The organism is Endozoicomonas sp. ALD040, assembly GCF_049275945.1.
GTDB lineage: Bacteria > Pseudomonadota > Gammaproteobacteria > Pseudomonadales > Endozoicomonadaceae > Endozoicomonas_A.
Genome location: NZ_CP184829.1, coordinates 4,197,902 through 4,209,872 on the forward strand (window position 1 = coordinate 4,197,902; position 11,971 = coordinate 4,209,872).

9 protein-coding genes are annotated in these 11,971 nt (G+C 48.4%); 3 read left to right on the forward strand and 6 right to left on the reverse strand.

Annotation, left to right across the window (positions count from 1 at the left end; all coding sequences use genetic code 11):
- Positions 1-169: 169 nt before the first annotated feature.
- The 3 genes from ACOJUN_RS15485 to ACOJUN_RS15495 form a co-directional block, all read right to left on the reverse strand.
- Positions 170-2,458, reverse strand: coding sequence for a hypothetical protein (locus ACOJUN_RS15485; RefSeq protein ID WP_422132840.1), 2,289 nt, complete (start codon positions 2,456-2,458; stop codon positions 170-172).
- 195 nt (positions 2,459-2,653) lie between these two features.
- Positions 2,654-5,782: an efflux RND transporter permease subunit gene (locus ACOJUN_RS15490; protein WP_422132841.1), complete on the reverse strand. Its 3,129-nt coding sequence runs from the start codon at positions 5,780-5,782 to the stop codon at positions 2,654-2,656.
- A 5-nt stretch (positions 5,783-5,787) separates the two neighbouring features.
- Entirely contained in the window at positions 5,788-7,002 is a 1,215-nt protein-coding gene (locus ACOJUN_RS15495; protein WP_422132842.1) for an efflux RND transporter periplasmic adaptor subunit, read from the reverse strand.
- Between the two features lie 717 nt (positions 7,003-7,719).
- Between ACOJUN_RS15495 and ACOJUN_RS15500 the strand changes: the two genes are divergently transcribed.
- Positions 7,720-8,418, forward strand: a complete 699-nt coding sequence (locus ACOJUN_RS15500) for a response regulator (protein ID WP_422132843.1) — start codon at positions 7,720-7,722, stop codon at positions 8,416-8,418.
- 17 nt (positions 8,419-8,435) lie between these two features.
- Positions 8,436-9,809 carry an ATP-binding protein gene (locus tag ACOJUN_RS15505; protein ID WP_422132844.1) on the forward strand — a complete coding sequence of 458 codons (1,374 nt, stop codon included), beginning with the start codon at positions 8,436-8,438 and terminating at the stop codon, positions 9,807-9,809.
- Between the two features lie 78 nt (positions 9,810-9,887).
- Here ACOJUN_RS15505 and ACOJUN_RS15510 read toward each other — a convergent pair whose 3' ends face one another.
- The 3 genes from ACOJUN_RS15510 to ACOJUN_RS15520 form a co-directional block, all read right to left on the reverse strand.
- Positions 9,888-10,274, reverse strand: a complete 387-nt coding sequence (locus tag ACOJUN_RS15510) for a VanZ family protein (RefSeq protein ID WP_422132845.1) — start codon at positions 10,272-10,274, stop codon at positions 9,888-9,890.
- Positions 10,275-10,312: 38 nt separating this feature from the next.
- Positions 10,313-11,014, reverse strand: coding sequence for a pseudouridine synthase (locus ACOJUN_RS15515; protein ID WP_422132846.1), 702 nt, complete (start codon positions 11,012-11,014; stop codon positions 10,313-10,315).
- Positions 11,015-11,182: 168 nt separating this feature from the next.
- Positions 11,183-11,383, reverse strand: coding sequence for a DUF2788 domain-containing protein (locus ACOJUN_RS15520; RefSeq protein WP_422132847.1), 201 nt, complete (start codon positions 11,381-11,383; stop codon positions 11,183-11,185).
- Between the two features lie 190 nt (positions 11,384-11,573).
- Here ACOJUN_RS15520 and ACOJUN_RS15525 point away from each other — a divergent pair, with 190 nt between their 5' ends.
- Entirely contained in the window at positions 11,574-11,936 is a 363-nt protein-coding gene (locus ACOJUN_RS15525; protein ID WP_422132848.1) for a hypothetical protein, read from the forward strand.
- Positions 11,937-11,971: the final 35 nt, after the last annotated feature.

An 11,971-nucleotide genomic window follows, 5' to 3' on the forward strand; every position in this document is an offset into this window, starting at 1 on the left:
GTTCTCTTTACCAGGAGCATTCCCTTTCTTCCAGAGAAGCTCCCGCAGTTCCGGTTTCGTGAAATACGTTGAGTCTTTGCGATCATTGATCATAAAGCCGTTTTGACTTGATTGAGGAGCTTGAGGCTTTAAGAAACTTCCGGATCAATCTGTCAATTATTACACCAGCTTAATGGCTTTGAAAACTTCGTTTAGCTTTTTCAGGAGTGAGGTCATTGTTTTGCTCCACATCAACAGATTTGCGCTTACGATGTCCTCTTTTGTGATCCATCAGGATTTGATCATTCTTGCAGATCACCCTGCATGGCCAGGACCGACCATCCTCTGTGATCACGGTTTCATCACAAGTTTTTTGTTTGCTGTGGATTTTGCTTTTATGAACTGATAGCGATGGAATATTCCTGAAGACCTTTCCGCATTGCTGCAGTTGACCATCTTCCCCGATCAGGCGCACGTAGCAGATTTGTTGGCCGGTGTGTTCTTTGTTTTTGTGCTCAATCAGGTCTTGAGTACTTCTGCAGACTTTCCCGCATGACTGCTGTCGGCCATCCTCGCCGATCACGGTCACGTCACAGGTTCGTAGCCCGGTGTGGTATTTTCTTTTGTGATACGACAGGGCCATTGAATTATTACAGACTTTTCCGCATGGTCGCGGCTGGCCATCCTCTCCGATGACTGTCTTATCGCAGATTTTTTGTTGTCCTTTGTGAGCGCTTCTTTTGTGAGATATCAGGGCTCTGGCATCCTCGCAGACTGTTCCGCATCTTTGCAGCTGGCCATCTTCTCTGACTAAGGTTACGCCACAGGTTTGTTGTCTGATGTGGGCTCTGGCTTTGTGAGCCGCCAGGGCTTGAGAATGATTAAAGACCTTTTCGCATGGCAGCAGCTGGCCATCCTTTCCGACTTCTGTCAGGTCACAGGTTTTTTGCCCGCTGTGGTATCTGCTCTTGTGCGAGGATAGAGATCGGGCATTCTTGAAGATCACCCCACATGGCCGTGTCTGGCCATCCTTCCCGACCAAAGTCACTGCGCAGATTTGTTGCCCGCCACCGTTTCTCCTTATGGGATTAGGCCAGTCTTGTTGACAACGGGTGGAACCATTGGGGGGAAGATAACCTGAAGGTGAAGTCCGAGCCAATTCAGGTTCGCCAGCTTGAGAGGTTTTTTGGTTTGATGTCGCGAATATAATTTTACAAGATGCTGTCGGCGCCTTTATTGAACCTATCTGAATAAGCTGAGTTGGGCTTTGAACCCATTGGGGTGATTCTGTTGTTTTTTGTGGTGTTTCTGAAGTTCCCAGTGAGGATGTGAAGTCGGTAAAGGCACAAGAGGTCCCGATTTTTTCGAGAAGGATTTGATTACCTAAATTGAGTAACCCGTTGATTACAATCAAGTCATCATTGGAGACAGGAAATTTCTCAAGTACTTGGGCGTCATTTCTGACTGGCCCGGTTGAGTGACTGTCTGTTGACCCAGAACTCATGGAGTATGCTAGCTTGCAGCTACTTGCCCGGTTGTTGTTAAGGCCACGGGGTTGCATCTGATCGAACTGTGTCTGAGAAGGTTGAACAGAAGTACATTGGAGTTGAATGGCAGGATTACTCAATATTTGGAAAAGCCAGTTTTGCTGGGAATATAGAGTCTGTAGAAAATTAAAGCGATCTATACGGTTATGGTTGTGTTTATTGACTGGATCGGGGCATGTGCTCTGTCCTGCTCCCTTCTGGACTGCTGAACTTTCTGCCGATTTCAGTGGCCATCCACTGGGCAATCCGCTGTCGGGTGATCTTCGGAATTGACAAACGCCATGACAGGGAAGGATGAAACAATTTAAACCGAAAGTGTGCAGGTGTTGTTGAGGATCTCCGTTACCGCCGCCAGAGTCAGAGTTCACGGGGTTAGTGAAAGAGCCTGCAGGGAGGGTCCTGGCTTCCGATACTGTCTGAATGGATGATTCTGATGACTGTTGTGATTGCTGGTTATCTCCAGAGCCAAACATCATAGTGATGGTCGCAAACGAATGTTTCTGGCTGACCTCTTGTAGTTTAATCGGTTTAAACAGAGGTGAAGCGGGGGTCCAATCGCTTTTTAAAAGCCAACAGACAGTGATAACCACTTTTAAGGGGAGCCATGAATAGGGATTCGAGCCTGAAGGAGAATCTTTGGTTGTCAGGATCAGTTGGTAGGCAATCAGCAGAGGAGCGGTGAAAAAACATTGCTGCGCTATCAACTCAATAAGGGTAGGGGGCATCCCGTAAATGTCAGGTATGTGTTGTTTGATATCAGGCGGCGAATCTTGTTCTGTACAGTCGTTTGTGTCGGAAATGTATGATGGGCTGCAAGGCCATGTGTGTCGGTTACGCTTTATAGAAAGGCTCTGGTTTGGAAAAACTGCATTCGGTTCAAGCTCGACAACAAAAAAACCTGTCAACGGTTGAGCCTGACAGACGATAGACATCGACAGCAGCAGCCACAGCGCCGCTACAAAGAGTGAGTGTTTAATAATTCTGTTCTAGCATTCTGGCATTCAGAGAGGAAGGATAGATTACCTCATGGAAGTGGGAGCAAAAAACTCTGGTTCTCAAGCTGGCGCACGGTAGCGAGAGGCAGGCTGGACACAAAAAAGCCCCTTTAGACAGGGGCTTTATGTTGATCAGCTGTTCGCTTTATCTGAATCAAAATGCTCACGCATTTTTTGCAGGAGATAATAGAACAATGGGATCATTATCGTGCCGAACAGGGTGGCAGCGATCATTCCAGACATTACTGTCGTACCAATTATCCTTCGGCTGGCAGCACCGGCACCACTGGCAAATACCAGAGGTAGTACCCCAAGTACGAAAGACAGGGCTGTCATCAATACGGCGCGAAAGCGCAGTTCGGCAGCGTTGATGGCAGCATCGAAGATACTCTTGCCTGACTGTCTTTGAACCATGGCAAATTCTACGATAAGAATCGCCGTCTTTGCAGCAATACCAATCAATAGCACCATACCTATCTGGGCGTAGATATCATTGGCCATCGAGGGTATCAATAACCGGAACAGGTTGATTCCGACAATGGCACCGAAAGCCGCTATGGGCACTGCCACGATGATTGCCAGCGGCATGGTCCAGCTTTCATACTGTGCCACCAGGAACAGGTAGACAAACAGGAATGCCAGGGCAAATAGCAGTGGAGCCAGACTACCGGCTTCAATTTCCTGCAGTGACTGTCCAGACCACTCGAAGGTGTAGCCATCGGGCAATGTTTTGGCCAGATCTTCCATGGCTGTGATAGCATCACCGGAACTAAAACCCTGATTAGCCTTGCCACTTATGCTGGCTGAGCGGTACAGGTTGTAATGGTCAATGCTGCTGGGGCCGAGAATCGGTTTCAATGAGGCAACGGTAGTCAGAGGCACCATCTGGTTATTCAGGTTTCTGACAAAGAACTTGCTCAGGTCTGAAGGATTGGCGCGATACTCGCTTTCTGCCTGAAGCTTAACCTGGTAGGTTCTACCGAATTTACTGAAGTCATTGACATACAGAGAGCCCAGCTGGGTTTGCAGGGTCATGAAAATTTCAGACAGCGGAATACCCTGTGCCTTAGCCTTGTTGCGATCTACTTCGAGGAAGTATTGAGGCACATTAGCACGGAAAGTACTGAATACCTGAGTCATTTCGGGGCGCTGGTTTGCCTGATAGATCAGCCCATTCAACACCTGACCAAGCTCCTGAGGGGTGCGGCCAAGCGTATCCTGAAGCCTGAAGTCAAAACCACCTGAAGATCCAAGGCCTGGAATGGGCGGGAAGGCAAACGCCATGACCTGGGCTTCCGGTAACGTCCAGAGCTTGCCCTGTATCTTTCTCAGTACCGCCTGCTGGTGTTGTAGAGGGTCCGGGCGATCTTTCCAGTCGTTGAGGACAACGATAGCCATGGCGTTGTTGGAGTTGGATCCACCCATGATGCTGAAGCCGGAAACACTGATAACACTGTCTACATCGGGTTCGGTTCGAATGATGTTGGTGATGTTCTCCATAGTGGCTTCGGTTCTGTTCAGGGACGCTGCGTCAGGAAGCTGAACATCAACCACGAAGAATCCCTGATCCTCATCCGGAACAAAACCGGAGGGCGTGCTGTTGAACAGGAAGCCGGTGGAGGCCATCATGATTGCAAACAGTCCAATTCCCAGAATGCTTCTTCTAATCAACAGGGTAACCCAGCTCTTGTAGCCGCCGGTCAGTCGCTTGATAAAGTTATCAAGAGGAACCAGCCAGTTGATGTGTCCCATCTTGCCTTTTTTCAGCAAAGTGGCACACAGGGCCGGACTTAATGTCAGAGCGTTGATGGAAGAGATTACAACGGCTACCGATATGGTGACCGCAAACTGTGAATAAAGTCCACCGGTAATACCCGGCATAAAGCCTACAGGTACAAATACCGCCAGCAATACCAGGGTGGTCGCCACAATAGGACCCGATACTTCCTTCATGGCCTGACTGGTGGCTTCAGTCGGGCTCATCCCTTCCCTGGTGATTAATCGCTCAACGTTTTCAATAACAACAATGGCGTCGTCCACGACCACCCCTATCGCCAACACCAGGCCGAAAAGCGTAATAGTGTTAATGGAAAACCCGAGAGCTTTCATGATAGCGAAGGTACCAATCAGGGAGACCGGTATTGCGATTGCGGGGATCAGTGTTGCCCGCCAGTTTTGCAGGAACAGGAATACAACCAATACCACCAGAGCGACTGCCTGGAGCAAAGTGATGATTACTTCCTTGATGGACTGATCAATAAACTGGGTTGTATCGAACTTGATTTCATACTCGATACCTTCCGGCATACGGGCAGACAGCTCTTCCATGGTCATTTTTACACCTTTCGCCACATCCATAGCGTTGGCATCAGGCTGCTGATAGATAACCAGGAAAGCCGTGTCATCATTGTTAAACTTGGCAACACCATCGTAACTCTGGGAACCCATTTCAACCCGGGCGATATCCTTGATGCGAACATAGGAGCCATCAGGGTCGGCCTTGATAATGACGTTGCCGAATTCCTCAGGGTTGCTCAGACGTCCCTGGGTTTTTATGGTGTAAGTGAACTGCTGGTCTGGCTGGTTTGGCGCCTGACCCAGCTTACCGGCTGCAACAATAACGTTTTGCTCATTCAGTGCGTTGGATACGTCTGAGGTTGTGATATCAAGAGATGCCATGCGTTCAGGATCAAGCCAGATACGCATGCTATAAACCAGTGAACCCAAAATGTCGGCGGAAGCGACCCCGTCAATACGAGCCATGGGTTCTTTCAGGTAATTGTTGGCGTAATTATTGAGGTAAACGCCGTCGTACTCACTCTTATTGGAAACCAGGTTGATGCCCAACAGCATGCTTGAAGACTTTTTGCTGACCGTCACCCCCGTTCTTCTCACGTCTTCGGGAAGTGATGGTTCAGCTACAGCAACACGGTTCTGGACGTTTACCAGAGCCATATCCTGATCGACACCGGAATCAAAGGTCACGGTGATGCTGGCGCTGCCATCGTTACCAGCAGAAGAGTTGATATAGATCATGTCCTCTACACCGTTGACCTGTTCTTCAATCGGTCGGATGACGGCTTCTTCTATGGTTTCTGCATCGGCTCCCGGGAATACCGCACTGATGTTAACCTGGGGAGGGGTGATTTCAGGAAACTGAGCCACAGGCAGGGTCAGCATGGAAATCATACCCACCAGGGTTATGACGATCGATAGAACAAAGGCAAACTTGGGCCTGTGAATAAAAAACTGACTGATCATCGCAGTTACCCTTGTTTGTTAGCCTGGCTGCCCTGCTCTTGATCAGACTTTGGCTGGGCTTCAATTCCGCCTGTCTCTGGATCAATTGTGACGCTGGTGGGAGTGACCTTGACACCCGGACGAACTTTCTGGAGGCCTTCAACGATGATTTTTTCACCGGCTTTAAGTCCAGAGTCTACAACCCACATTGGCCCCAGGCGACGTCCAAGTTCTACCTGACGGGTTTCAACTGCGTTATTAGCATCTACGACCAATACAAAGCGGCCCGATTGGTTTTCCTGAACGGCAGACTGCGGGATGATCGGATGTTCGGTTTTGTTCTTGCCTTCCACGATCAGGGTGACGTAAAGGCCCGGAACTATGATGCCCTGAGGATTCGGGAATTCAGCCCGCAGGGTTAGGGTTCCCGTGGTTTCATCGACTCTGGTGTCTGCGAAATTGAAGGTGCCCTTGTGATCGTAATCGCTGCCATTGGGTAAACGCAGGCTCATTTCAAAGTCCTGCTTTTCGGATGTCCGGCTGCCAGAACTTTCCTGCAAGCGGCTGATGAATAGTTGTTCGTCGACCTGGAAGTTGACATAGATAGGGTCAATCGAATTCAGAGTTGCCAGAGGTTCACTATTGGGACCTACCAGGTTACCCACGCTGTAATTGGTGCGGCCGATCTGACCTTTAAAGGGGGCTATGATTTTGGTGTAGCTAAGATCCAGTTTGGCAGTATCCAGCTGCGCTTCAGCAGCTTGAACAGAGGCTTCTGCCTGAGCTTCTTTGCTGGTCTGGGTGTCCAGATCAGCCTGACTGATATAGCCTTTTTTATGAAGATCCTTGCTGCGTTGAAGGTCTTTTTTCGACTTGTTCAACTCTGCGTTAGCACTGGCCAGATCAGCTTCGGCCTTTTTAAGGTTGGCGATATACGGTTTCGGGTCTATAACGAATAGCAGCTGATCTTTCTCGACGGTTTGCCCTTCAATGAAGTCTCTCTTTGCGAGAAAGCCTTCTACTCTCGCTCTCAGGTCGACAGTATTAACAGCTTCTGTACGAGCGACATATTCTTTGTAATCGCCAACAGGCTGCTCCGTAACACTGATAACTGAAACAGCAGGGGGAGGCATTTTTCTTTGTTCCTGCTCTTGATTACAGCCTGACAAGGCTAACAGAGATGCGACAAGCAAGCCGAAAGGGAGCAGGGGGCGTTGTCTATTTCTGATGATTGATTTCATCGATGGCTCCGAGAGAAAGAGTCTCAAGTTCAGATTTCCAGCCCACGGTCAGAGTCTTGTGGTATGAGTGTGCCGGTCAGGAGATCTCTCCGCCAGGCAATATACCGGCAAGTCTAGTCTGTAAATAGTCTTAGCTGCTTGCACAAGAGTTTATTCAGGCATGATTACAGTTAGTTTTCACCTGTCTTTTATTCTGTGCAACCGCCACCATTGAGTGCCGGAGAAGGTGAATACAAACATTAATTATTGAGCGTTTATACTCAAAGTCACCCGTTTTTCTATAGTTGGCGCAGTATTTTGCAGAGCTGAGCATACTCGTGCTGGAAAAGTAGTGAGTATTGTACTCAGCTAAAGGCTGATTCCTACCACTAAATTAAAAATAAAGCATTTGTTTACAGGACGCTTACTTCAGATGCGAGTAAATCTTTTTACAGAGTGCTTACTGACTCTAACCCCAGTGTATATACGGGCTTCAATACACTGTGGCCATTGTTTAAACACTGAAGTTTTTCAACAAAGAAGGGGGCGATTGAAACGAAGGTCTTCCGGAATGTTGAGCTCTGTTTGTTTGCAACAAGACAATTTGTTGTTTCGTGACGCTTTCCGGGGTCGTGTTGGATAAGTCAGCTGACAGACTCTCTGTAAATTTTGTGCCCTGTGCTGTACCTTTAACCCCGCCTTGCCCCTGCGGGGTCTTTTTTTATTGAGGAGCTGCCAATGAGTAATGAAAATCTAGAGCTTCTGTTGATAGATGATGATATTGAACTCTGTGAATTGTTGATTGAGTACCTGGCCACAGAAGGGTACTCTGTCAATGCAGTTCATGATGGTGAGTCAGGTGCCCATGCTGCCCTCTCTGGCGAGTATCAGCTGGTATTGCTCGATGTTACCCTGCCAAAACTGAACGGTTTCGAAGTCCTGAAAAAAATCCGTCAGACGTCTGATATCCCGGTATTGATGTTAACGGCTCGTGGCGATGATGTAGATCGCATCATTGGGCTGGAAATCGGAGCGGATGATTATCTGCCCAAGCCCTATAACCACCGCGAACTGGTAGCCAGGATCAAGGCCATTCTGAGAAGGGGAAGGTCACCGGGGACCGAGGTCGGTAATAAAGTCCTTTCTATTGATGATATCACTCTCAATCTGGCAAACCGTGAAGCCAAGATGGGTGAAACACTGCTTGAGCTGACGGCCACTGAGTTTATGGTTCTCAAGGCACTGATTGAAAAAGCTGGCGAATTGATCTCCAGAGATGAACTGACCCAAATCGCATTGAACCGTCGTCTGACACTTTATGATCGCGCGATTGATATGCATGTGAGCAATGTACGCAAGAAAATTGGCACACGACCGGATGGCTCACCCAGAATTAAAACCGTCCGTGGTGCCGGCTACTTCTATATACGACCATGATTAAACAAGTCCGGAGAATGTTGGTCTGGCCATTTCAGCGTCTGTTCTGGAAGTTGTTCCTGTGGTTCTGGCTTACCATGTTGTCGATGATGGCTGCCATGGTTATAGCGGTGGCCATAACGGTGAATCCCTCGGATTTTCTGTCAGAACGCAGAGAGCTGTTTCGTGAACTGGAGATCGTTTCCAGAAAAGTCGAACGCATGGCTTCTGGTTGGGCTCCCCACACTCCTTTCCCTCAGTTCAGCGGAAGTTATTTTTACCTTTTTGATCCTGCCGGTGAAGTGATGGGTAGAAGAGCCATTCCGGACGAACTGATGTCCGCTTATGATCGAACCCATGATCGCACTGAGCCTACCATTACTTTCAGAAGTGGAGTGGTAGTTGTAGGCCCCAGGAAAGTCTGGATTGGACGAGTGCCTTATGATCTGTTTCTGACCAAGGAAATGCCCAGACTGGTTCACTGGCGAGTGACCAAAGTACTTTCTCAGCAATGGCATCTGGTCATCATTGCTCTGGCGGTCAGTTTTCTGCTCTGCATCATGCTGGCGCGCTATCTGGTAGTCCCCATCAGGCGATTGCAGATAACCTCCAGAAAGTTGGCGAAAGGAGAGCTCTCTGCCCGGGTGGAAGCCACTGTTCGACAAAGAGGCGACGAGCTGGGAGAATTTGCCCGCGACTTTGATCACATGGCAGAGCAGTTAGAGACGCTGATCAATAACAAGGAAATCTTACTCAGAAACGTCTCTCATGAGTTACGTTCCCCGTTAACCCGGTTGCAGATTTCTCTGGCGCTGGCTCGAAGAAAAACGCCAGAAGCTGAGGCAGAACATGGGCGTATAGAGAGGGAAATTGAGCGCCTTGATGAGCTGATTGGTGAGATTATTCGTTTCTCCCGTATTCAGCATGGTCTGAGTGAAGTGGCCTGTGAGCAGGTCAATCTGGAGCAGCTTATCAAGGAATTGGTGGATGACGGCAATTTTGAAGCTCAGGCGCAGAATAAAGGTGTTGATCTGATTAAGAGCCAGCCTGTTGAGATTGTTGGAGTGCGTGACTGGCTGAGCAGCGCCGCTGAAAACATCATTCGTAATGCCATCCGATTTACTCCGCAAGGCAGTAATGTTGAAGTGACACTGGAACAATTTCGGCGAAATGTGATCATCAAAGTACGGGACAAAGGTCCGGGTGTTCCTGAAGAGGTGCTGGAGTCCATGTTCGAACCTTTCTTCAGGGTGGATGAAACCCGAGGCAAGGAGAATGATGGATTTGGACTGGGGACTGCCATAGCAATGGGTGCTATAGCCAATCACGATGGGTCAATCTGCGCCAGAAATGCCCACCCTGGTCTTGAAGTAACGATCAGGATACCTCTGGACAATAAGCGCAAGTTATGACCGGCATCTGCCAGAAATCAGGGAGAACGCCGCAATGAATTGAAGCGCTGGCAAAGCTGAAGACTCCTCGCTCAGCATTTACGTTAGAGACCAGCGCCAGTTGATCAGCGGTATGCGCTTCCAGACAGGAATAGTGAAAAAGTACAGACCTGTTCCGGCCAGGTCAGCCATCAGGTCAGCCAGTGAAAAAAAGCGATATTCCGTTTGTAATTGCAGCAATTCAATGAGAAAGCCGTAGGCCATTAAACCACTGACTTTCCATAAGTTGAATGGCTGGTTTGGAAAGCTGGCATCCATCAGAAAAGCTAACAGCAGAAAAGCTGCAAGATGTTGAAGCTTATCGTTTACAGCACTGAGGGGGACTTTTTCTATTGGCAATAGGGACAAAACCACAATTGATGCCATGGCCAGCAGGAGGGCAGTCCGGGCCAGTTTTGTGTAATGAGTCTTGAATAATGCTATCAAGCTGTCCTTCCTGTCGATTCCTGAAAATGATCAGATATTTATTTTCTATGACGTTTTGTAAAACCTTTTCGAGCCAGTTTATTGGCGCTGGAACGATTTCTGGTAATACTGTTTTGTTTTAATTGTACCTTTAAAGCATCTGGTATCTCTATCTCGCACCAGTTTCCCGGTTTGAGTTCGTCCAGTGCCCAATCACCTATACGGTATCGTATTAGTCTCAGGGTAGGGTGGCCAACTGCTGCGGTCATGCGTCGAACTTGTCTGTTTCGTCCCTCTCGAATAGTCAGCTCCAACCAGCAGTCAGGGATGAACTTTCTTTCCCTTATGGGCGGTGTCCTTGGCCAGACTGCTGGAGCCTCTATGATTCTGGCTTTTGCAGGAAGTGTCTTGCCGTCTTTGAACTCTATGCCTTTTCTCAGTTTCTCCAATGCCCGTTCATTGGGTATGCCTTCCACCTGAACCCAGTAGGTTTTATCCATCTTGTGAAGGGGAGAACTGACCTGATGTTGAATCTGTCCATTGTTAGTGAGTAGCACCAGCCCTTCACTATCCCTGTCCAGGCGACCAGCAGGATAAACACCTGGAATGGGCAGGTAATCCTTAAGCGTAGGGCGCCCTTCTGAATCGGTGAATTGAGTCAGTACATTGAAAGGCTTGTTAAACAGAATCAGCCGGGGAGCGGGAGTCTTTTCTGTTTTCTTCTCGGGAGAACCGGGGGGGTGGAGGGGGCGACCTGACATCGGGCTCAGTCTCATTGGCTTTGGCTGATATTATAAAGTGATTGAGACAGAACAAAAGCCCTGAAGTCTAATCTGAATAATGGGCGAGACTCTGCAAACGTTCGACAGGATTACGCTGTTTTGAGTGGTAAGTGCGTGTTCAATCGTCGCAGAGTCAGGCAAAAGGCCTTAACCACCAATCGTTTTCATCAAAACACCTTTCAGGACAAACCCCAGTACACCCAGGCATAAAGCGCCAAAAAGAATAAATGTACCAAACTTTCCCGCTTTCGACTTTTTAGCCAGATCGTAAACAATGAAACCCATGAACAACACCAGAGCTGTCAGGAGGGCTTTCATCATCAGGCTTTCAAAACTGTCTATATCCATACTTCACTCCAGCGAATAGGGCTACTCATTCTATCGCCGGTGAATTCTATGTCTACACTGAAATAAGAAGAACTGGCTGATGTCATCGGAAAGTAAGGTTGAGCTGGAAAGAATACAAAGTGCCAAAGCGATAATGGGCCATTGACTGGTGAGTAAATGGCCTCTTACTTCGCTAAAAGGAGAGAACCCTATGGCCTCCCGTATCAGATTGATTGATGTCACCAAGCTTAAGAAATCGTCCTGGCTTGTTCAGCAGGAATCCGAAGCTGCAGTAAAGACCGCCAAAGCAGGCATTAACCAACAGAAAGACTTTATGGATTCTGTTGGTATGGATAAAAAGAAACTCCGTGAGTTTATCAATAGCGATGCCTGGCCCACCCATTTCAAGCATAAAGCCCGTCAGGAGCTGATCAAGTTCAATGATGAGCTGAAGAGTGACCTTTCTCAAGAAGCATCACTGAAACGAAAAGAACTCAGAATGGCTAATCGACTGCTGAAACCTAAGACAAAATCAGGATCCTCCGGCAGAAGGCATCGGACCGGATTTGTCTGATGGTCCGAACAGAACGGCCGGATCGGGCAGAAAAC

Bases quoted from the DNA above. Each gene is read 5' to 3' on its own strand.
- ACOJUN_RS15520 (WP_422132847.1), bottom strand. From the start codon at position 11,383: ATGGATATAGACAGTTTTGAAAGCCTGATGATGAAAGCCCTCCTGACA.
- ACOJUN_RS15525 (WP_422132848.1), top strand. From the start codon at position 11,574: ATGGCCTCCCGTATCAGATTGATTGATGTCACCAAGCTTAAGAAATCG.
- ACOJUN_RS15495 (WP_422132842.1), bottom strand. From the start codon at position 7,002: ATGAAATCAATCATCAGAAATAGACAACGCCCCCTGCTCCCTTTCGGC.
- ACOJUN_RS15485 (WP_422132840.1), bottom strand. From the start codon at position 2,458: ATGTCTATCGTCTGTCAGGCTCAACCGTTGACAGGTTTTTTTGTTGTC.
- ACOJUN_RS15505 (WP_422132844.1), top strand. From the start codon at position 8,436: ATGTTGGTCTGGCCATTTCAGCGTCTGTTCTGGAAGTTGTTCCTGTGG.
- ACOJUN_RS15515 (WP_422132846.1), bottom strand. From the start codon at position 11,014: ATGTCAGGTCGCCCCCTCCACCCCCCCGGTTCTCCCGAGAAGAAAACA.
- ACOJUN_RS15500 (WP_422132843.1), top strand. From the start codon at position 7,720: ATGAGTAATGAAAATCTAGAGCTTCTGTTGATAGATGATGATATTGAA.
- ACOJUN_RS15490 (WP_422132841.1), bottom strand. From the start codon at position 5,782: ATGATCAGTCAGTTTTTTATTCACAGGCCCAAGTTTGCCTTTGTTCTA.